This is a genomic window from Klebsiella grimontii (genome assembly GCF_042137965.1).
GTDB lineage: Bacteria > Pseudomonadota > Gammaproteobacteria > Enterobacterales > Enterobacteriaceae > Klebsiella > Klebsiella grimontii.
On sequence record NZ_CP169721.1, the window covers coordinates 1,250,206 to 1,271,150 of the forward strand.

Sequence of the window (20,945 nt, forward strand, 5' to 3'; positions counted from 1 at the left end):
GATGTAGTTATTTAAAAGTTCAACAACGCAATATATATGGTTTTTGTAAAGATTAGCCCCCGCAAAAGGATTCTGCGGGGGGCGGGACTTTGTGACGTGAGATTACAGGCGCATGCTCACCGCCAGGCGGTTAAAGGCGTTCATCAGGCTGATGGCGAAGGTCAGATCGCTAATCTGGCGGGCGCTAAAATGGTCCAGCAGCGGCAGATAAACATCGTCTTGCGCATGGCTTTCGGCGATATGGGTGACCGATTCCGCCCACGCCAGCGCCGCGCGTTCGGCATCGCTGAAATGGGCGCTCACCCGCCAGCCTGCCAGCGCGTCCAGCTTGTTCTGCGCCACGCCGGATTTACGCAGGGCTTTGCTGTGCATCTCCAGGCAGAAGGCGCAGCCGTTGATTTGCGACACCCGCAAATACACCATTTCGATCAGCGCGCCATCCAGCTCGCTTTTTTCCAGCGCAATTTTGGCCTGAACCAGGGCGTTATAGACTTCCGGGCTCAGTTCATTGTACGGCTGACGTAGTGTGTTCATTTTACTCTCCTCATTAAGACGCGAGGAAAATAGCACTATAATGGACTGCATAAGATAGCCATATTGTGATGAAAAAAGCAGACCATGATGGACGCCCAAAAAATCCCCCACTACCGACGCATTGCCAGGCAGCTTAAGCAGGCGATTGAACGCGGCGAGCTGGCTCCCGGCAGCAGGCTGCCTGCGAGCCGGGTATATGCTCAGGAGCTTGGCGTATCGCGGGCGACGGTTGAGAACGCCTGGGGCGAGCTGGTGGCGCAGGGGTGGCTGGAGCGGCGCGGACAGGCGGGGACCTTTGTTAGCGAGCGGCTTATTCCGCAGCAAAACGCGCCCGTTCAGCCCGTCGCGGGCGATGAGCCCGCGGCGCCGCTGCCGTTTCAGCTGGGGCTGCCCGCGCTGGATCTGTTTCCACGCGGTCTGTGGGCGCGCGTGATGGGGCGGCGTCTGCGTACGCAAACGCGTTTTGACCTTGCGCCAGGCGATCCCTGCGGAGAACTGACGCTTCGCCGGGCGATCGCCGATTATTTGCGCCTGTCGCGCAGCATTGAATGTCGGCCTGAGCAGGTCTTGATCACCGGTAGCTACGCGGCCTCGATGCGCCTTATATTGCGCACGCTGGCGCGGCCTGGCCAGCAAATGTGGATGGAAGATCCGGGGTTTCCGCTGATCCGCCCGGTAGTGAACGACGAGGGGGTAGCGATCAACCCCGTTCCGGTCGACGACGACGGGATGGATATTGCCTGGGCGCAGCGGCATTACCCGACTGCCCATTTCGCTCTGCTGACCCCGGCTCATCAGAGCCCGCTCGGCGTGGCGCTCTCGCTGTCCAGGCGCAGACAGCTCCTGCTATGGGCGGCGCAGAATAACGCGTGGATTATCGAAGATGATTACGATAGCGAATTCCGCTATCACGGTAAGCCGCTGCCGCCGCTGAAAAGCCTCGACGCCCCGCAGCGGGTCATCTATGCCGGGGCGTTCAGCAAGTCTTTGTTTCCGGCATTGCGCGCTGCCTGGCTGGTGGTGCCTGAACCGCTGGTGGCGCAGTTTCGTGAACAGGCCGCGCTAATGAGCTGTAGCGTGCCGACGCTGTGGCAGCAGACGCTGGCGGATTTTATTCGCGAAGGCCACTTCTGGCGACATCTGAAGAAAATGCGCGCCAGCTATGCCCAGCGCCGCCTGTGGCTTGAGTCGGCGCTGCGCGCGCAGGGCTTTACCGTGGTGCCTCAAGCGGGGGGGATCCAGATGGTGGTCAGGGTGGCCGGTGACGATCGCCTTCTGGCGCAGCGCGCCAGGTGGGCCGGTCTGGCCGTCCAGGCGCTGAGCGACTGGCGGATGGAGAGTCGGGGAGATGGGGGGCTGATCATGAGCTTCACTAATCTGACGTCGGCGGAAATGGCCAACGAGGCCGTGCGTAAGCTTGATGCCGCGCTTTACGCGAAGAGATAACAAAAACCCCTGCAGAGCAGGGGTCGACGCGTATTTGTTATCTTCATGGGTCTGGCAGTTTTATTATCGACGTAAATTCAGTAATACGCCAATAAATACCCCAACGGCTGCTGCGGCGCCGACGCTTTGCCACGGTTTGTCGCGCACGTAGCTGTCAGCGCAGCCCATGGCGTCGCACGCCGCCTGCTGGACGCGGTTGTTGCCGTTAAGCCGGGCGCGGGTCTCTTTCAGCAGCGCCTGCGCTTTTTTGCGCGCGGCCTCTGCTTCGTCTTTGGCGTCGCTGCCCCACGATTTCAGCACCTCTTCCAGCGTATCCGCTAATTGGCTGACATCGTTATGGATATCTTCAGCGCTCTCTTCTACGTTGTTGCGGTTTGCTCGGTTGGCCATTGGTTTCTCCCTTAATTCCATTGAGTCTATAAGTGTAGGACAAGATTTTGAATTATGCTGTAAATAGCCCTTTATGGAATATTCCGAAAGCGTTGCCTTTAATGAATAAGGTAAGGTTAACGTGCGGTAAAAGATAATGAGGAATGAGTATGTATTTAAGACCCGATGAGGTGGCGCGTGTTCTTGAAAAAGCCGGCTTCACCATGGATGTTGTGACGCAAAAAGCGTACGGCTATCGCCGTGGCGATAATTATGTTTATGTGAACCGTGAAGCTCGTATGGGGCGTACCGCGTTAATTATTCATCCGGCTTTAAAAGAGCGCAGCACAACGCTTGCGGAGCCCGCGTCGGATATCAAAACCTGCGATCATTATGAGCAGTTCCCGCTCTATTTAGCGGGGGATGCTCAACAGCATTATGGTATTCCACACGGGTTCAGTTCGCGAATGGCGCTTGAGCGTTTTCTGAGTGGCCTGTTTGGCGAAACGCAGTATAGCTGACAAAAAGCGGCTGGCGGAACCAGTCGCTTTTTTGCATCAACTCAGGCTTTGGCCTGCGGGCAGGGGGCTGACGCGGAACAGGCGACGGCAGTAATCGAGGAAATAGCCGTACGCGGCGCCCATCATCATTGATACCACGATATTGGAACTCACCGCCGCGGCTATCTGATGCCAGTCGGCGCCGACAACCAGCAGAATCGCCACATATACCGGTGACTGGAATGTCACATAGGCCACCACATCGGCAATGTTCTTCATCCAGCCGGACGCGCTGATGCGACGCGCCTGGCGCATCGCGAAATCGCGATAAAAGCCGTAAGGCACCGCAATAATAATGTTCACCGGAATCGCCACCAGTCGCGAAGATAACGACTGCTGAAAAGTCATTCCGGAGAGAAAAATTTCGATCATCATGTTCACAACGGTGCAGTAAACCACCATCGCAAAGGTGTCTGCTACCGCATGACGCAAGCGGGACTGCGCAGAGAACATCGGTATGCTCCTCGAAAATGAAGTCGATAATGCCAAAAGATTGGCGGGAAATCAGCGTTTTTGGGTGCCTGTTTTGATGTGCGTAGATTATATCTCTACATTAAAAGAGGCAACTAGCTATAAATTTTTATTTAAAGGCTTTTGGTCGATAAAATACTCTGCTTCAGGCTGTTTTTTGTTCGTTACGCTACTTTTGTTGCCATTGTTTATTTTTATAATACATTTCAAATAGATAGTTGATTTGTGCGCTGTAGGGATCGGCGGGAGGCCGGTGCGAGAGAGGGCGATTGCGCGACAGAATCGCGTCGCGGCGGGCGTAGCGTCACTTTTGGCATTTTTTACTCGTCAAAAAGCAAAATGTCAGCATGATATGCTGATTTATTCGCTGGGTGAGCATTCAGATTTTTTGCATGACTATTCCGCCAGCGTCAGTGACGCCTTGTGATGGCCTGGCGTGGATATACGGATAACCTGCTGAGCATGCAGGAAATAAGCTAAAGGTAGTGGCTGGTTGATATTTTTCTTTTCGCCCAGGTTTATTCACTGCGTGAAATTTCGCTTTTATCGATTTGTTTATCTTATTTATTGTCAAATATAGCTGATGCTATATCCGCAATTAGTGAAAGGCTGGAAATAAATAATCGTATCAATTAAACTAGCGCCGTAATCTTTGTTTCATTTGCTATTTGGGAATTTTTTGAATTATATGTCATTACTATTAGAGAAATTGAATAATATCCGTTCACTCCGCGCCATGTCCCGTGAATTCTCCATTGACGTGCTTGAAGATATGCTGGCAAAGCTAAGGACCGTCACTGAAGAAAAACGTGCTGAAGAGCAGGCTGCTCAGGCACTGCGGGCAGAACATCAGGAGAAACTAAATACCTGGCTGGAATTAATGATTGCTGATGGTATTACGCCTGAACAATTAGTGGGCCACAATAGCGCTTCCTCGAAAGGCAACAAAAAGCGCCAGCCGCGTCCGCCTAAATATCGTTTTACCGATCATACCGGCGCCGAGAAAACGTGGACCGGGCAGGGACGTATGCCGAAGCCGCTTGCGAAAGCGGTGGCTGAGGGAAAATCCCTTGATAGTTTCCTGATCTAATCGTTAAAACGGTGGGGAAACCCACCGTTATCGTTACCCGGCTTAATCAGCATACGCCAAAATCGCCGTCTTCTTTATATGCCGTCACATCGGCTGCCTTCAGCGTATATTTCTCGCCCTGCTCGTTGCTTGCCTGAACGGCAATAATGCGATCGTCCTCGACTTCAACGACTTTAAGTTTTGGCCCACCCGCGCGCGGTTGTACCAGGTCACCGACTGAAAACATACTGCTTCTCCTGTGTGCTGATAAATCTTTCGCTGACAATAACCATAGCTCAGCAAAAGCGTTACCAACAACTGAGCAAAAGAGGTAGAGGCTAGCGGCGGTTCCACGGCATCAAAGCCAAAAGACGCGCCATACCGCAAAAACCGGTGATCCCGGCGAAGGTTAATCCGGTGCCGACGAAGGCGCTAAGCAGAAAAAAGCCGCTGTTAAAAGCGTAACCTAAAGCGACGCCAAGCAAGATCAGAACCCCGGCGACGATCTGGACCTGGCGCATCAGCGGCAGCGGCTGAGATTTATCCTCTTTCACCGGCAGACCCGCCGCTTTCCACGCCTGAATTCCGCCAGCCAGCAGCCTTGCCTGCGCCGGTGCGGCGGCCTGCGCCAGACGGGCGGCATTATTCTGCGTGCGCGAACCCGCCTGACAGTGAAAAACGATCGTCTCTTCAGGGCTGGCGCGCAGCGCCGCGCCATTCGTCAGGGTTGCCAGCGGCACGAGTTCCGCGCCGGGAATATGCTCGCGGGCGTATTCATCGGCATCGCGGATATCGATCAGCCGCGCGCCGTGGTCGATGAGGGCCCGGGCTTCGGCAGGAGAAAGAGTAGCAATAGTCATAAACGCTCCTTAAGGGCAATAGATTGACTTCAGCGTGGTGACGATGTGCCGAACCGCTGGCCGGGTAATGAAGTAGTGGATGCGCTGCGCCTGACGTTCGCAGCCGATCAGGCCTTCATCGCGCATTCGCGCCAGATGCTGGGAGGTTGCGGAGGGGCTCAGCCCGGTGATGCGCGCCAGTTCGCCGGCGCTGGTGCCCGGCGCATCGCATAGCATGCACAGAATCAATAGCCTACTGGGGTGGCTCATGGCTTTCAGCAGCGCGGCGGCTTCCCCGGCGCTGGCCTGTAGCTGTTCGGGTGTATTCATTTATTTTAGTCTTTTCTAAATTTAGTAAAGTCTAAAATAAAAAGCCGCAGTGCGCCAGCACTGAATGCTGCAGTGACAAAATGGCGCGGCTGAAACCTGGTAACGGTAATGACGGTAATATGGCCGCTGCGCTTCACGCCGCGAGCGAATCAGAAGCGGCTTCCGCGACGAGCGGCGCGGCGATACAGCGTGCTGCGCGCGACGCCTAAAGCCTGCGCGGCCTTACTGATGTTGCCGTTATAGCTTGCCAGCGTATCGGCAATCAGCTGCGCATCGTGCTGCTGAAGCCCACGCGGCGGGCGGGGGGCGGGCGAACTTCGGTATTCCTGGGGCAAATCACCCACTGTCAGCGTTTCACCCTCTTCGGCGAGCGCCAGCAGTACCCTCATCAGGCTTTGCAGCTGGCGGACGTTGCCTGGCCAGGGCTGAGTCGCCAGGTGTTGCACAAGCGCCGGGCCCAGCGCGACGCGACGCTTTTCTCCGCCAAGATCGCGCCACAATCGCTGGATAAACGCCGGGAGTTCAGGCCACTCGCGCAGCGGCGGCAGCGTCAGAGCAAACTCGCGCAGGCGGTAGAGCAGATCTTCGCGGAAGGTACCTTCGGCGACGCGCTGCGCCAGGTTGCGGTGGGTGGCGCAAATCACAGCGAAGTTAACCGGCGAGCTCCGGCTGGCGCCAAGCGGCGTGACCTCTTTCTCCTGTAAGATCCTCAGCAGCCGGGTCTGCAGCGTTAACGGCATATCGCCGATCTCGTCAAGAAACAGCACGCCGCCGTCGGCCTCGCGAATTTTGCCGATATAGCCGTTTTTGTTTGCGCCGGTAAACGCCCCGGGCTGGTAGCCAAACAGCTCGGATTCAATCAGCGATTCCGGAATGGCGGCGCAGTTGATGGCGACGAACTTGCCGCCGCTCCAGCGGCTATGCCGGTGCAGGGTGCGGCTGACGTACTCTTTGCCGCAGCCGGTTTCGCCTTCGATACACAAACCGATCCCGGCGTTAAGCAGACGCAGCAGCTTCTCCCCCTCGCGCTGGCTGGAGAAGAGCAGATCGATACCTGGGCGTGGGGTCACCGCGACGCTTGCGGTAGCGGGCGCGCGCAGACGGTAATAGTAGTGCCGATCCCCGGCGGCGAGCGGCAGCGGTATGCTGACGGCGGTTTGCCGCAGCCGTGGAAAAAGCTGCTGGAAGGTGAGATGGCCGAACTGTTCTGCGTTGAGCGAGAATTCGCGCATCGCCAGCCGGTTGGCGGCCGTCAGAACCGCATCCGTAAACACCAGCAGCAGTTCGTCGACGCCGTCGAGTTTCTCCGGCTGAGGATGCAGGCTCATCAGCCACTGCTGCGGATGCAGACTCTGCTTAAACCACAGATATTCTATTTGCTTCGCGGCGCCTTTCACCCACGACAGCGTTCGCGCGTGCGGATAGTGCGCCGGGCCGGAGATATCCAGCACCCCGGCGATATTGCCATCGGGGCTTTGCAGCGGCACGGCGGCGCAATAAAGTCCCCGGTTGCTGGTCAGGAAATGCTGGCGGCCATCGATTTCGCAGCTGTCGTCAATCGCCAGCGCGGTGCCAATGGCGTTGGTTCCGCGTCCGCTTTCGCTCCACAGATTGCCCGGCGCTAAAGCGAAGCGCTGCGCTTTCTGCATGGCGTGCGTATCGCCAAAGGTTTGCAAAACCAGACCGCTGGCGTCGGAGAGAACCACGACGGATTGCAGGTCGTTGACTTTGCGGGAAAGCGCATTGACGACCGGCTGGGCCAGCGTTTGCAGGCGGCTGTGGCTGGCGAGCCTCTCGGCCAGTTCGCTGGCGTGCAGGCGAGGGAAGTCATCCGTGGCGGGGTCGAGGCCATAGCGCTGGCTACGGCACCAGGAGTCGCTCAGCAGCGGACTCGCTTCGATCTCTGGCGTCAGGGCAAACGGATTTCCTGGCACGGGACACCTCGTGGTTTTATTTGTGTTGCAATATTGTAGCTATAAGGTTTTTGTAGTGTTGCGATTTGCGACACATAAGAGACATTCCGTGCGACAGAACGAAAAGTGAATTTATTAAATAATTGAAAATAAATAATTATTTTAAACCTGGAAAAATGGCATAACCCCTGCAATGGAGGAGAGGCGCAGCGAGCAGCCGTACAAAACTAATACGCCGCTGCGCTTCAACCCTACATGAAGGAGATTCGCGATGCGTTATGCACATCCTGGCACGCCGGGCGCTTTGGTTGCACTGAAGTCAGCCTACGGTAACTTTATTGACGGTAAATTTGTCGAACCGATCGGCGGTGAATTCTTTATGAATACCTCCCCGGTCGATGGTAGCAACATCGGGCAGTTTCCGCGTTCTGATGCCAAAGATATCGACTTCGCCCTTGATGCGGCGCACCGGGCCGCCGACGCCTGGGGTAAAACGTCGGCTCAGCATCGCGCGAATCTGCTGCTGCAGGTTGCCGACCGTATTGAAGCCAATCTGGAATATCTGGCGGTGGCTGAGAGCTGGGATAACGGCAAGCCGATCCGCGAAACCCTTAACGCCGATCTGCCGCTGGCGGTCGATCACTTCCGCTATTTCGCCGGCTGCCTGCGCGCGCAGGAGGGAAGCACGGCGGAGATTGATGAAACGACGGTGGCTTACCATTTCCATGAGCCTCTCGGCGTGGTCGGGCAAATAATTCCGTGGAACTTCCCGCTGCTGATGGCCGCCTGGAAGCTGGCTCCGGCGCTGGCGGCTGGCAACTGCGTGGTACTTAAACCGGCGGAGCAGACGCCGCTTAGCATTACGCTGCTGCTGGAGATTATTGGCGATCTGTTCCCGGCGGGCGTGCTTAACGTGGTGCAGGGTTTTGGCAAAGAGGCGGGCGAAGCGCTGGCAACCAGTAAACGCATCGCCAAAATCGCCTTTACCGGCTCCACGCCGGTAGGCCGGCATATTATGGCCTGCGCGGCGGAAAATATTATCCCCTGTACCGTTGAGCTGGGCGGGAAGTCGCCGAATATCTATTTTGCCGACGTGATGGAAGGCGAAGAAGAGTATATCGAGAAGGCGGTAGAGGGCCTGGTATTGGGCTTCTTTAACCAGGGCGAGGTCTGCACCTGCCCGTCCCGCGCGCTGATTCAGGAGTCTATCTACGAGCCCTTTATGGCGCGGGTCATGGATAAGGTAGCGCAAATTCGCCGCGGCGACCCCTTTGATACCGACACGATGATCGGCGCGCAGGCGTCGCGTCAGCAGTTCGATAAGATCCTTTCCTATATTAAGATCGCCCGCGATGAAGGCGGTAAGATCCTGACCGGCGGCGAACGCGCCAGTATCTCTGCCGAACTGGATAACGGTTTCTATATTCAGCCGACGCTGATTCAGGGGCGCAACGATATGCGCAGCTTCCAGGAGGAGATCTTTGGCCCGGTTATCGGCGTCACCACCTTTAAAGATGAAGCCGAGGCGCTGTCTATTGCTAACCAGACCCAGTTTGGCCTTGGGGCCGGGGTGTGGACGCGGGATACCAATCTGGCCTATCGCATGGGGCGCGGCATTAAGGCCGGCCGAGTGTGGACCAACTGCTATCATATTTACCCTGCGCACGCCGCGTTCGGCGGTTACAAACAGTCCGGCGTAGGGCGCGAAACCCATAAGATGGCGCTTAACGCCTATCAGCAGACGAAGAACCTGCTGGTGAGCTACGGCACGGCGCCGCTGGGTCTGTTCTGATCGGCGCCGTCAGCTATTTATTTTAGGAAAACCCGCAATCTTTAACATGGATTGCGGGTTTATTATTCCATAAAGAAAGTGCTGTTATTCGTTTTGCCTCCCTTGCTTTCACATGAAATACCCTTGCCATTGATATCCCCGATATATAATTACGCAGGTGATTATTGTTTATTTGGTTACGAAAATAAGATAAAAACCAATCTAGGATTTATCCTAATATTGTGTAAATTCACGGTCCGCTCACAGAATGATTGCCGAAAAATCGCGGTAAATTTAAGTGTGATTGTTAAATTACACTGTCTGATGTTGATTTTTAATGTTGTTGTCTCGTGATTTTTGGTTGCGTTAATTAACAAACAGAGCAATGTTTTGAATATTATTTTCATATGTAAAATAAAACAGCATTTCATTAACATAACAAAATATTGCGAATTGTAATGGGTAAGGATAGTATTTATTTGTTCCCTTAATGAATGGTTTATCAATTACGCCGAAGTAACTTTCTTTTTAATAAAAGAGTCAAATAAGCAGCTCAGATTTTTTGCTGCCTGCTATCCTGCGGACGGAACGCGAATATTATTAACATGGAGGATCTGTACGCAGATTTGTACGAGGCTTAAGCCCTCGCGCTCAATCTGTCGAAAATATAAGTTAGAGATGAGATGAATAATGAAAACGCAATTTCGTATTATGGCAATGTTTGTCGGTGCTCTGGTTTCCGCTAGCGCATTATCCAGTCCTTCACAACCGGCCAGTTCAGCAATGACCGTTAACCCCGGTTCTAATGCGGGAACCCAGGGCACGGGCGGCCAGGTAGAATTTACCGGCTCCATTACTGACTCCTCCTGTAATGTCGATAGCACCAGCGCGAACCAAAGCGTCGATCTGGGGAAATGGGCGAGCAGCTATTTTACCGGCGCTGGTTCTGAAACGACGAAAACCGCCTTCCACATTAAAGTAAAAGATTGTCCTTCCACCGTTACCACCGTCTCGGTACTGTTTGACGGTACCCGCGATACCAACAATAGCGATCTGCTGGCGATTAACGGTACCGCAAGCGGGGTGGCGATAAAGCTTTACGAAGACGACAAGTCAACGCCGGTTGATCTCGGCGCCGTGTCACGCGGCCACAGCGTTACCGCTGGCGCGAGCGGGGCGGCGACAGGTACCGCCGATCTGGAATTCTTTGCCGACTATGTCTCAACCAGCGCGGTTTCCGCCGGTTCTGCCAACGGTACGGCCAACTTCAATATGGTTTACAACTAATACCCTAAAAGCGGGTAAAGCTGCGGTTATTCATGGCTTCCCAGACCGAGCTGCCGCCTGGCTGAAATACGGGCTGCAGCATTACTGCAAATTTTTTATCAGCTTCAGGTCGTGATACCCGCTTTTATTATTCCCGGACGGTAGTCATTATGAAACGAACGATCGCCGCGATAGCCTTTTTATTGCTATCAACTGCGGCACAGGCCGGTATTGTCATGGGAGGAACCCGTGTTGTTTATCAGGAAGGGAAACGTGAAGCCGCAATATCGGTCACCAACGCGGATACTCATTCACCTTATCTGGTGCAATCGTGGGTGGAAAACTATGCGGAAAACAATAAAAGCCGCGTGCCTTTTATTGTGACGCCGCCGCTTTTCCGTCTCGATCCCGAACAGCAGAACGTATTGCGTATTAACTATATTGGCGGAACGCTGCCCACCGATCGCGAATCCGTTTTTTGGCTCAACGTAAAAAGCATTGCGCCCACGAAAAAAGATGAAGCGAATAAGCTTCAGGTTAATATTAAATCAAAATTTAAGATTTTCTATCGTCCGAATGGTCTCCCGGGGGAGCCTGCCGATGCATGGCGCAAGGTGACGTTTAAAATCGAAGGTTCCAGACTGGTTGCCCAAAACCCGACGCCCTATTTTGTCTCCTTTTTTGTTATTTCGGTTGGCGCGACAGACATTCCTGAACCCGGCATGATTGGCCCCCTTGACCATAAAGAGTGGCCGATTACTCATTCCGGGGTAGTTAAATGGCGCGCTATTAATGACTTCGGTGGTATTACGGATTACGCGCAACAGTAATTATTTTGCTTCGCCTGGTCGGGATATTGTGAAAAATAACACTTCTGATATGACTTCCGTTTATTCGGCGATCGCGGCGCCAACCGGCGGGATTTTCTTATTGCCGACGGCGATTTTTCTGCTGTGCCAAAGCGGTATCGCGCGGGCGGAGGACTACTTTGATCCAGCGGCATTAGAATTTGCCAATCCGCAGCAAAAGACCGCTGATTTACACTATTTTGCTAAATCAGGCGGCCAGCAGCCCGGGACATATCCGGTCAGCATCTGGGTAAATAACCAGGAAATAGCCCAGAGCGAGGTGACATTTGTCGACAGCAACGGCGCGCTGCAGCCGCAGTTAACCCCGGCGCAGCTGGCGGAATATGGCGTCAACGTCAGCGCTTTCCCGGCGTTTAATACCCTGCATGAGGGAGAGCCGTTCACCCACATCGAACGCTATATCCCCGATGCCAGCAGCCGTTTTGACTTTGCCACTCAGCGCCTGAACTTAAGCATTCCCCAGGCGGCAATGAACGTGCAAAGCCGCGGGTACGTCGATCCGGCGCGCTGGGATGAGGGGATTCCGGCGGCGTTTGTTAACTACAACCTGACCGGGTCGCAAACCCGGCAGTCGGATGACAACAGCCGCTCCAGCTACCTGAATTTACGCAGCGGAGTGAACTTTGGCGCCTGGCGACTGCGTAACGTCTCGTCGATGGAGTATGACCGGACCCGGCGCTGGAATTCACAGAGCACCTGGCTGCAGCGCGACCTGAAGTCACTCAAAAGCCTGCTGCGGATGGGCGATACCTTTACGAGCGGCGACGTTTTCGACAGCGTGCAGTTTCGCGGCGTCCAGCTGATGTCCGATGATGAAATGCTGCCGGATAGCCAGCGCGGCTTCGCCCCGACGATCCGCGGGATGGCGCACAGCAATGCGAAAGTCACCATCTCCCAGCATGGCTACGTTATCTATGAAACGTTCGTTTCGCCGGGGGCGTTCGCCATAAGCGATCTCTATCCGACGGCGCAAAGCGGCGACCTCGAAGTCCAGGTAAAAGAGAGCGACGGTTCGGTGCGGACCTTTACCCAACCCTTTTCAGCCGTACCGTTTATGCTGCGCGAAGGACGGGTGAAATTCAGCCTGAGCGCCGGGCGCTACCATTCGGGGCAGAGCCGGACGCCATCGCCGACGTTTTTACAGGGGACGCTATTTTATGGGCTGCCGGCTGAGTTCACGCTCTACGGCGGTAGCCAGCTGGCGCAGGATTACCAGTCCTGGGCGCTCGGCGTCGGACGCGGCTTTGGCGAGCTGGGCTCGCTTGGGGGCGATGCGACATGGGCCAACACCACGACGCCGTCGGGAAAGCGCTCGGCGGGCCACTCGCTGCGCGTGCAGTACCAGAAGGATTTTGCCGGAACCGGCACCTCATTTAGCCTCGCCAGCTATCGCTACTCTTCTGGCGGTTATTACGACTTTAGCGAGGCCAACGCGCTTGAGAGCCGCAATGGTCTCGTGGACAACAAGCGCAGCCGCGAGGAAATCTCTGTATCGCAGGCGTTTGGCGGTATGAGCAGCCTGGCGATTTCCGCCTGGTCGCAGGAATACTGGCACCGCCAAAGCCGCGATGAAACAATCCATCTCGGATTCTACAGCGCCTGGCGAGGCGTTTCGTGGGGCGTGGGTTATTACTACACCCAGTCTTCCGATCGCCAAAAAGCCGATCGCTCGTGGTCCTTCAACCTGAGCATTCCGCTTGGCGGCCCGCTTGCCGAGAGCGCGATTAGCTACAGCACTACCTCCGGCAATAACGGACGCACCTCGCAGCAGGCGTCGCTGTATGGTTCGATTCCGCGTAATCCCAATCTCTATTATTCCCTGCAGCAGGGCTACGCTAACGGCGGCCAGGGGAGTAACAGCAGCGCATCGCTAGATTACCATGGCGGCTACGGAACCGCGCAGCTCGGCTATCGCCAGGATAGCGCAAGCCATCAGCTGACCTGGGGCGCATCGGGCTCCATCGTCGCCCATCCTCATGGCGTGACGCTGGGGCAGACCGTCGGCGAAAGCTTTGCCATCGTACGCGCGCCGGGAGCCGCCGATGTGGCGATTCAAAACGGCAGCAACGTGCACACCGACTGGCGGGGGTATGCGGTGGTGCCCTCGCTGACGGCGTATCGCAAAAACACCATTACGCTCGATACCGAATCGCTGGCCGACGATGCCGATGTTGAGCTGGAAGGACAGACGGTGATCCCCGGCGGCGGGGCGGTGGTGCAGGCAAACTATCAGACCCATATCGGCAACCGCGTACTGTTTACGCTCAGCGACAGCCGCGGCCCGCTGCCGTTTGGTGCCAGCGTTCGCCTGCATAAGGCTGAAGACGAGCAAGGCGCGGCTCCGGGCGGCATGGTGGCCGATGGCGGGCAGGTCTATCTGAGCGGTATCCCGCAAGAAGGGACGCTTGATGTCGCCTGGAACGCCGACAATATCTCGCGGAAATGCGCGCTGCATTTCCATCTTACCGATACCGTACAGCAGGGGCAGAGTCCGGTAAAAACCGTCTCTGGCGTCTGCCAGTAGGTCAGCACAGAGGTGATTTTGCGCATAGTATCGTTTTTATTGCTGCTAATGGCCGGGATTTATAGCCACGGCGGGTGGGCGGAAACCTGCAAAGTGGATATCGGTCAGATGACCGTTAACGTCCAGAATATCAAGTACCTGCCTACGCTGCCGCTGAATACGCAGATGACCAGCGTGATGGCGGATAACGGCAGCGGAATTCATTTCACCTGCGATCTTCAGCTGCCGAAAGCGGCGGCTAAACGTCTGGTGTATCGGCAGCTTAAAACCGCCTCATCGCCCCTGTCGATCGGCGGCCAGCACGTTTTTCCCTCCGCGCTGGACGGCATGGGCTACACGTTGGGTTTTCAGTGCAGCGGCGGCGCCATTCGCGTGATTGATGGCAGCCATGCGGCCGGTAGCGCGGAGTCCGTGACGGTTTGCGACAGCAATGAAATAGCTAACCTGCTGACGCAGCAGCAGATTGTGGTGAAAGTCTTCGTGACGTTTTATAAGACCGGCGAGGTCGCCCTGGCCAGCGGTAACCACGCTAACGTTCCGGCGCAGCCGCAGATTGGCGAACTGACTATTCAGCAGCAGGCCGACAGCAGTGCCGCTTTTGTCGCCAGCCCGCCGGTCACTCTCGATATGGCCGCGCTGAATGTCGATATCGGCAGCAGCGGCAGCTGTCAGGTCTCAACCGCGAATATTCACGTCAGCCTCGGCGCGGTAAATAAAGCGGAGTTTAAAGGCAAAAATACCGTCGGCGGCAGCGCCAGGAGCTTCTCCATTCCGGTCTTCTGCTCCACGCCGACCGATATCCGTATTGGTTTTTTTGGCGTGACGACGCAAACCGGGGGAACGGATACCCTGGCGCTCAGCAAAGACAATGCCTCCGCAAGCGGGGTGGGCGTCAGGCTCACCTACGGCAATAACAGCGCCCCGGCGCCGGCAGCCGGAACCGGCGTCAAAATTAACGAGGCCAGCAACTTACCTGTGCTCAAGCGGATTACCGCCAGCAGCGCCGGCGCGGCGGAAAATATCAACTTCAACGCCCAGTACGTACAGACGGATGACGCGGTAACCGCCGGCACCGCCAATAGCATGGTGACGTTTGCGCTGGAGTATAACTGACCGTCGCTTTCGCGCTGTGGCTCACAAAAAAGAGATGTCATAACGATTTTTCGCACGGTGAGCGGATCGGTACGCTATCAATGATCGAGAGATTAAGCGGCTGGCCGGGAGTACTTTTGTGCGGGAAAATCGAAAATGAAAATCGCCTTTGGTGATCTTAAGCCTCTATTGCAGGCGCAGCGCGTTTTTGTCGGCGGGCAGAAGCTGGTCTGCGCCCACGCCTTTTACCGTGATGATCTGCCGATCGACGTACCGGAAAATTTAGCTACCGAGGCCTATACCACCTACTGGGGGCGCTGCGGCGAACGGCTGGCCTCACTGGGCGCTTTTAGCTATACGCGAACCCTGCTGCCGGCGCTCATCAGGGTAGGGCGCTACACCTCGATTGCCGATCGGCTCCAGGTGCTGGGCGACCGGCATCCGCTGGAGTGGGCCAGCGCCAGCCCGGTTTTTTATGCCCATCACTCCGGCGTTATGGCGACGCTGGCGGCCGACAGCGGCAGGCCCAACCAGTTTTACCCTTTTGAGAAAACACCCCGGCCAATCACCATCGGCAACGATGTGTGGATTGGTCAGAATGTCACCCTGGCGCAGGGCATCACGATTGGCGATGGGGCCGTTATTGCCGCCAACGCGCTGGTGGTCAAAGACGTCGCGCCGTACGCTATCGTCGGTGGTAATCCGGCGAAGGTCATCCGCATGCGCTTTAGCGAGGCGATTATCGCGCAGCTGCTGGCGCTACGCTGGTGGCGTTACTCTGCCCAGGATATTGCCGCTTGTCCGGTTAATCAGGTTGAACGCTTTTGCGAGCTGCTCGCCGGGCGCGCCGCCGAAGGGACGCTGTCCGCTTTTTCGCCGCCGGTATTGACGGCGACCATGATTAAAGATTTTATGGCGAATAAACAGAACCCGCTGCGCAGCGCGGTTTAATCAAAAGCGGTTCACATTAGGACAAGGATATAAAGATGAAGTTGAAGTCAGGTCTTGCTTTCATCATTGCCGCCATCGCCTTTGGCGCCCAGGCGCGCGACATGAACAGCATCCAACAAAGCGGCGAACTTAAAGTCGGCGTGCCGGGAGACTACGCGCCGCTGGCGTTTCACAATAAAGCCGGAGAACTGCTGGGCTACGATGTGGATATGGCGAAAGATCTCGGCAAGCGGCTTGGCCTGAAGGTGCGCTTCGTGCCGACCAGTTGGCCAACGCTCTCCGCCGATCTGCAGGCCGATAAGTTTGATATCGCCATGGGCGGGGTGACGGAAACCGCGGCGCGGGCGAAGGATTTCGCGTTAAGCCAGCCGGTGGTGCCGAACGGCAAGATTGCGCTGGCTAACTGCGCGTCGGCGCCAGCCCTCGGTAGCCTGGAAAAAATCGACCAGCCGAACGTGAAGGTGGTAGTGAATCCGGGGGGAACCAACCAAAGCTTTGTCGATGAACATATCAAGCATGCGCAAATTATCCGGGTGAAAAACAATATCGATAACCTTGAAGCGCTGCGGCAGAAAACGGCGGATATGATGGTGACCGACCTGATTGAAGGCGTCTATTACCAGAGCAATGAACCGGGCGTATTCTGCGTGGCTAACGAGACGCCGTTCCCGGGCACCGCCAGCTTTAAAGTCTACATGATGAATAAAGATAACCCGCAGCTGCTGGAGAAGGTAAACCAGTGGCTGGCCAGCCAGGATAAAAATGTGCTTAAGCAGAAGTGGCGCATTCATGACCAGGTAAAACCATAGTGCAATAAAGGTTTTCTATGCGGGTTTGGCGGAAGATAATCAGCGCATCGGGTTTTCCGCCAGCACATCGTGAAGCAGCCAGTCATAAAACACCTTTACTTCCGGACGCATGACCGCATGCTGCGGCGTCACGATGTAGTAGGACCAGGTGAGCGGCCAGCGGCGGGCGGGCTGTAGCTGGACGAGCTGCCCCGTGGCGAGGAGCTGTTTTACCAGCGCCCGGCGGACGAGGGCGACGCCGCGCCCGCTAAGGGCGGCAAGGATAACCGCCGACGTTGAGTCGATATGCAGTCCGCTATCGCGCGCCGTCGGGGCCTGAGCCGCGGCCAGCACATCCTCCCATGAGGGAAAGCTGGCGCCGGGATGCGGCGTATCATCATGAATCAGCTTTTGCGCCGCCAGCCAGTCGCCGCAGGCGATTTTTTCTGCCGGGACGATAAGCGGGCTGCACACCAGCACCGCCTCCTCATCCATCAGCCAGGTTTTATCGACCCCGGGCCAGTCGCCGCGGCCGCAGCGAATGCCTAAATCCGCTTCGCCGTGGGCCACATCCATCAGCTTTTCCGTAACGTTGAGGCGCAGGTCGATATTTTCATGGGCGGCGGAGAAGCGATTTAAGCGCTCCATCAGCCAGTTCATCATCAGCACCTGCGAGGCGGTGATCACCACCACCGAACGCGCCCGGCGGCCGCGAAGCTTATTCAGCCCGCTCTCCAGCTTATCCAGTCCCTGCGTAATATCCTGCAGCGCTTCCTGGGCCTCGCTCACCAGGGTCAGACGCGCTTTACCGGCACGGGTGCGGTGCAGCAGCGGATGGCCGACCCACTCTTCCAGCGCCCTGACCAGTTGCCCGACGGCGGCGGGGGTGACCCCCAGCTCGCGCGCCGCGCCGGTAAAGCTGCCGTGGCGGGCGGCGGCTTCAAAAGCGTGAAGCCATTTCAGTCGGTTAAGCGATCGCATGCTGGATATCCCTCAGTCAAATTTCGCCCCAGTATAGGCTATCAAGATAGATTTTCTTTGCTGCAGGACTATTTCTTCTCATTCGTCAGCGCGGTTGTGGACAGGCATGCTGAGGCCATACAAGCAAACGTGAAGAGGTGAATGATGAATACGACGTTTATGGGAAAAAAACTGCTCGTGGTTGGCGGAACCAGCGGTATGGGGCTGGCGACGGCCAAACGGGTGGTGGAGAATGGCGGCAGCGTGGTGCTGGTGGGCAATCGCCGGGAAAAGGCCGAACGGGCGTGCCAGGCGCTGGCGGCAGCGGGGAAGGTAGATGTTATCGTCGCTGACCTGACGAGCGAGGCCGGTATGCAGCAGGTAATGGCGAACATCAATGCAGAGCATCAGGATATCAGCCTGCTGGTCAACGCCGCCGGCGTCTTCTTCCCGAAGCCGTTTATCGAACATGAAATGGCCGATTACGATCGGTATATGCATCTCAACCGCGCGACGTTTTTTATCACCCGCGAGGTGGTGCGCAATATGCTGGCCAACGGCATCAAAGGCTCGATTGTGAATATCGGGTCGATGTGGGCGCAGCAGGCCATCGGCGCGACGCCGTCCTCGGCATACTCCATGGCGAAGGCGGGGCTGCATGCGCTGACGAAAAACCTGGCGATTGAGCTGGGCGGCAGCGGTATTCGCGTCAATGCGGTATCCCCGGCGGTGGTGCATACGCCAATCTATGAAGGCTTTATTCCTGAAGAGGATGTGAAGGCGGTGATGAATAGCTTTGACGGCTTCCATCCCATTGGCCGCGTCGGCACGCCTGATGATATCGCGCAGACCGTCGCTTTTCTCCTCAGCGAGAGCACCCGCTGGGTGACCGGCGCGGTTTGGGATATTGATGGCGGCGTGATGGCTGGTCGGAATGCCTGATTACGTTCATTATGTCAGTCAGGGTATTGGCATAACGAAAACGAATTCAGGATAAAAAGAGTCCATGAGCGCTGAGATAACGCTGCCCGTCGGGCAGCAAAACCAGAATATTATTCGCCTGGCGACGGCACAGGCGCTGGCGGGGGCAAACTCGGTGGTGTTTTACGCCACCGGCGCGATTGTTGGCAACGCCATCGCGCCCTCTCCGACGCTGGCAACGCTGCCTGTGACCATTTTTGTGCTGGGCATGGCCGCCTGCATACTGCCGTTTGGCGCACTGGCCAGAAGGCGCGGACGCAAAACGGTCTTTATGACCGGCACCGGGGCCGGCGTGTTGACGGGAGTACTGGCTGCGCTGGCGGTGGTGCTCGGTTCGTTCTGGCTATTCTGTATCGCGGCCTTTTTCGGCGGCGCCTATGCGGCGGTGGCGGTTTCTTTCCGCTTTGCCGCCACCGACGGCGTCAGCGGCGAGCGGCGCGCCCGGGCGCTCTCCCTGGTCATGGGGGGCGGCGTGGCGGCGGGGGTTATCGGCCCGATGCTGGTGACCGGCACCATGAATCTGTGGCCACCGCACACCTTCGCAATGACCTTTATCGCTCAGGGACTGGTGGCGGCGCTATCGGCGCTGGTCTTGCTGGGGGTAAAAACCGCCGCGCCGGTGGCGCAGACCCAATCTGGCGGGCGTCCACTGGGCGAAATCGTACGCCAGCCGGGGTTTTCCCGGACGGTCTTCAGCGGCGCAATCTCCTATATGGTGATGAACTTTCTGATGACCGCCGCGCCGCTTTCCATGCACATGCACGGTATCTCGCAGCAGGCGTCGAATCTGGGCATTCAGTGGCACGTGATCGCCATGTACGGCCCCGGATTTTTTACCGGCAAGTTGATTAATCGCTTCGGCGCCCGGCGTATTAACGCCGCAGGGTTGATTCTGCTGGTGCTGTCGGTGATGGTTGGCCTCGCCGGTATCGACGTTATGCACTACTGGCTGTCGCTCATCCTGCTCGGCATTGGCTGGAACTTCGGCTTTACCGGCGCGTCGGCGCAGATTATGGATTTTCACCGCCCGGAAGAGAAAACTCAGGTGCAATCGCTGAACGATTTTATTGTCTTCGGGGTCATGATGATTGGCTCGTTTTCCTCCGGCGCATTGATGAATCTCTTCGGCTGGAATGCCGTGCTGTGGGGTTCGCTGGCGCCGGTTGTGGTTGCGCTGGCGGCGGTACTGGTGGGGGGAAGGGCAGCCCAGAGGGTCTAACTTTTGCGTGATTTAACGCGCAAGCGCACGATATCGCGCATGGCGCGAATCAGGGGTTCTTTGCTGCGGCCGCGGCGGAAAATCAGCGAAAAAGGCGCTTGATAGCCATATTCCGTCGGCAGCAGTGCGCGCAGCTTATGCGATTGCACCCATGGCAAAGCGTAGTGTTCCGGCAGATAGCCGACGTATTTGCCGGACAGAATCAGCATCAGCTGCGCTTCCATACTTTCCGCGCTTGCGACGCTCCGCTTAAAGCCCTTACGCCCTAAATCGCTGCTGCTCCAGTAGCTGCGGGTGACCATTCGCATCTCGGAAATCAGTGCTTCCGTCGGATGTTTAAGGGTAAATAGCGAATGTTTGTCGCCGCAATAGAGCCAGTTTTGTTCGCGATAGAGCGGATGGGACACCACGCTATTGGCCTGCAACGAGAAGGTACCGATGGCAATATCCAGTTCATTGTTCAGTACGCCCTGCAAAAGCGCGTTCGGGCTTTTGACCTGTAAATTGATATGCACCCGCGGGAAACGTTCGCTAAATGTGGCGATGATGTCGCTCATCGGCAGCATCGGGTCGGTAATTGTTGAATCGATCACTCCAAAGTTAAAGATCCCGGTTTGTTCGCCGCGTAGCGTCGCCGTATTGCGCTCAAAATCCTCCATTGAATTCAGCAGGTCGATGCTTTGCTGGAGTACGGTTTCCCCTTTTTCGGTCAGAGAAAAACCGCCCCTGCCGCGACGGCAGAGGATGATCCCAAGTTTCTCTTCCAGTTCGCTCATATAGTTGCTGATAGCCGAAACTGTCAGGTTGAGCTCCTGCTGCGCATTGGCGTAGCCCTGGTATTTCGCTACGGTAATAAACACGTGTAACAGCCGCAGATTGGGAAATTTTCCAACTGACATAAAGGGGATACTCCGCTGTAAGCTCCGGTTTTATTGTTATTTTTCTAAACTAATTTTTTGGCTTTGACTATTTTTTCTCTATTCCCCGTTCAGC

General features: G+C 56.3%; 21 protein-coding genes. 12 read left to right on the plus strand and 9 right to left on the minus strand.

What is annotated here, in order from left to right:
• Positions 1–102 precede the first annotated feature (102 nt).
• The gene (locus tag ACE3MN_RS06055; protein WP_049089877.1) at positions 103–534 is read right to left on the minus strand and encodes a carboxymuconolactone decarboxylase family protein; all 432 of its coding nucleotides are present in this window, start codon (positions 532–534) and stop codon (positions 103–105) included.
• 87 nt (positions 535–621) lie between these two features.
• Between ACE3MN_RS06055 and ACE3MN_RS06060 the strand changes: the two genes are divergently transcribed.
• Positions 622–1,980, plus strand: coding sequence for a PLP-dependent aminotransferase family protein (locus ACE3MN_RS06060; protein WP_375364386.1), 1,359 nt, complete (start codon positions 622–624; stop codon positions 1,978–1,980).
• Between the two features lie 63 nt (positions 1,981–2,043).
• Here the strand turns inward: ACE3MN_RS06060 and ACE3MN_RS06065 are convergent, their stop codons facing one another.
• Positions 2,044–2,370, minus strand: coding sequence for a DUF883 family protein (locus ACE3MN_RS06065; RefSeq protein ID WP_004123945.1), 327 nt, complete (start codon positions 2,368–2,370; stop codon positions 2,044–2,046).
• A 149-nt stretch (positions 2,371–2,519) separates the two neighbouring features.
• Between ACE3MN_RS06065 and ACE3MN_RS06070 the strand changes: the two genes are divergently transcribed.
• A complete protein-coding gene (locus ACE3MN_RS06070) occupies positions 2,520–2,870 on the plus strand; it encodes a DUF2002 family protein (RefSeq protein ID WP_004123942.1) in 351 nt (116 codons plus the stop codon).
• 36 nt (positions 2,871–2,906) lie between these two features.
• Here ACE3MN_RS06070 and alaE read toward each other — a convergent pair whose 3' ends face one another.
• The gene (alaE, locus tag ACE3MN_RS06075) at positions 2,907–3,362 is read right to left on the minus strand and encodes an L-alanine exporter AlaE (RefSeq protein WP_004123939.1); all 456 of its coding nucleotides are present in this window, start codon (positions 3,360–3,362) and stop codon (positions 2,907–2,909) included.
• Between the two features lie 706 nt (positions 3,363–4,068).
• Here alaE and stpA point away from each other — a divergent pair.
• Positions 4,069–4,470, plus strand: a complete 402-nt coding sequence (gene stpA / locus ACE3MN_RS06080; RefSeq protein ID WP_004135062.1) for a DNA-binding protein StpA — start codon at positions 4,069–4,071, stop codon at positions 4,468–4,470.
• Between the two features lie 46 nt (positions 4,471–4,516).
• Here stpA and ACE3MN_RS06085 read toward each other — a convergent pair whose 3' ends face one another.
• The 4 genes from ACE3MN_RS06085 to ACE3MN_RS06100 form a co-directional block, all read right to left on the minus strand.
• Positions 4,517–4,696 (minus strand): hypothetical protein, encoded by a 180-nt coding sequence (locus tag ACE3MN_RS06085; RefSeq protein WP_004123934.1) that lies wholly within the window; start codon positions 4,694–4,696, stop codon positions 4,517–4,519.
• A gap of 91 nt (positions 4,697–4,787) precedes the next feature.
• Positions 4,788–5,309, minus strand: coding sequence for a rhodanese family protein (locus tag ACE3MN_RS06090; protein WP_154932872.1), 522 nt, complete (start codon positions 5,307–5,309; stop codon positions 4,788–4,790).
• Positions 5,310–5,318: 9 nt separating this feature from the next.
• Positions 5,319–5,618 carry an ArsR/SmtB family transcription factor gene (locus ACE3MN_RS06095; RefSeq protein ID WP_004135065.1) on the minus strand — a complete coding sequence of 100 codons (300 nt, stop codon included), beginning with the start codon at positions 5,616–5,618 and terminating at the stop codon, positions 5,319–5,321.
• Positions 5,619–5,767: 149 nt separating this feature from the next.
• Positions 5,768–7,552, minus strand: a complete 1,785-nt coding sequence (locus tag ACE3MN_RS06100) for a sigma-54-dependent Fis family transcriptional regulator (RefSeq protein ID WP_049085038.1) — start codon at positions 7,550–7,552, stop codon at positions 5,768–5,770.
• Between the two features lie 250 nt (positions 7,553–7,802).
• On the opposite strand from ACE3MN_RS06100, the gene ACE3MN_RS06105 reads away from it, so the two are divergent.
• From ACE3MN_RS06105 to ACE3MN_RS06135, 7 genes are all read left to right on the plus strand, one after another.
• Complete coding sequence (locus tag ACE3MN_RS06105; RefSeq protein ID WP_004123921.1) at positions 7,803–9,323, plus strand: aldehyde dehydrogenase family protein; 1,521 nt, start codon at positions 7,803–7,805, stop codon at positions 9,321–9,323.
• 669 nt (positions 9,324–9,992) lie between these two features.
• The gene (locus tag ACE3MN_RS06110; RefSeq protein WP_004135068.1) at positions 9,993–10,589 is read left to right on the plus strand and encodes a fimbrial protein; all 597 of its coding nucleotides are present in this window, start codon (positions 9,993–9,995) and stop codon (positions 10,587–10,589) included.
• A 149-nt stretch (positions 10,590–10,738) separates the two neighbouring features.
• Complete coding sequence (locus tag ACE3MN_RS06115; protein ID WP_032710963.1) at positions 10,739–11,398, plus strand: molecular chaperone; 660 nt, start codon at positions 10,739–10,741, stop codon at positions 11,396–11,398.
• Between the two features lie 28 nt (positions 11,399–11,426).
• Complete coding sequence (locus tag ACE3MN_RS06120; protein WP_098140303.1) at positions 11,427–13,961, plus strand: fimbria/pilus outer membrane usher protein; 2,535 nt, start codon at positions 11,427–11,429, stop codon at positions 13,959–13,961.
• Positions 13,962–14,009: 48 nt separating this feature from the next.
• Complete coding sequence (locus ACE3MN_RS06125) at positions 14,010–15,074, plus strand: fimbrial protein (protein WP_004135073.1); 1,065 nt, start codon at positions 14,010–14,012, stop codon at positions 15,072–15,074.
• Between the two features lie 135 nt (positions 15,075–15,209).
• A complete protein-coding gene (locus ACE3MN_RS06130) occupies positions 15,210–16,004 on the plus strand; it encodes a CatB-related O-acetyltransferase (protein ID WP_049085033.1) in 795 nt (264 codons plus the stop codon).
• Positions 16,005–16,039: 35 nt separating this feature from the next.
• The gene (locus ACE3MN_RS06135) at positions 16,040–16,813 is read left to right on the plus strand and encodes a transporter substrate-binding domain-containing protein (RefSeq protein WP_004135074.1); all 774 of its coding nucleotides are present in this window, start codon (positions 16,040–16,042) and stop codon (positions 16,811–16,813) included.
• Between the two features lie 39 nt (positions 16,814–16,852).
• Here the strand turns inward: ACE3MN_RS06135 and ACE3MN_RS06140 are convergent, their stop codons facing one another.
• Positions 16,853–17,773, minus strand: coding sequence for a LysR substrate-binding domain-containing protein (locus ACE3MN_RS06140; protein ID WP_049085031.1), 921 nt, complete (start codon positions 17,771–17,773; stop codon positions 16,853–16,855).
• A gap of 144 nt (positions 17,774–17,917) precedes the next feature.
• Between ACE3MN_RS06140 and ACE3MN_RS06145 the strand changes: the two genes are divergently transcribed.
• Entirely contained in the window at positions 17,918–18,694 is a 777-nt protein-coding gene (locus tag ACE3MN_RS06145; RefSeq protein ID WP_049131015.1) for an SDR family NAD(P)-dependent oxidoreductase, read from the plus strand.
• A gap of 64 nt (positions 18,695–18,758) precedes the next feature.
• On the plus strand, positions 18,759–19,952 hold the full coding sequence (locus ACE3MN_RS06150) for an MFS transporter (RefSeq protein WP_098066947.1): 1,194 nt from the start codon (positions 18,759–18,761) through the stop codon (positions 19,950–19,952).
• Here the strand turns inward: ACE3MN_RS06150 and ACE3MN_RS06155 are convergent.
• Complete coding sequence (locus ACE3MN_RS06155; protein WP_004135081.1) at positions 19,949–20,851, minus strand: LysR family transcriptional regulator; 903 nt, start codon at positions 20,849–20,851, stop codon at positions 19,949–19,951. The genes ACE3MN_RS06150 and ACE3MN_RS06155 overlap by 4 nt on opposite strands.
• Positions 20,852–20,945: the final 94 nt, after the last annotated feature.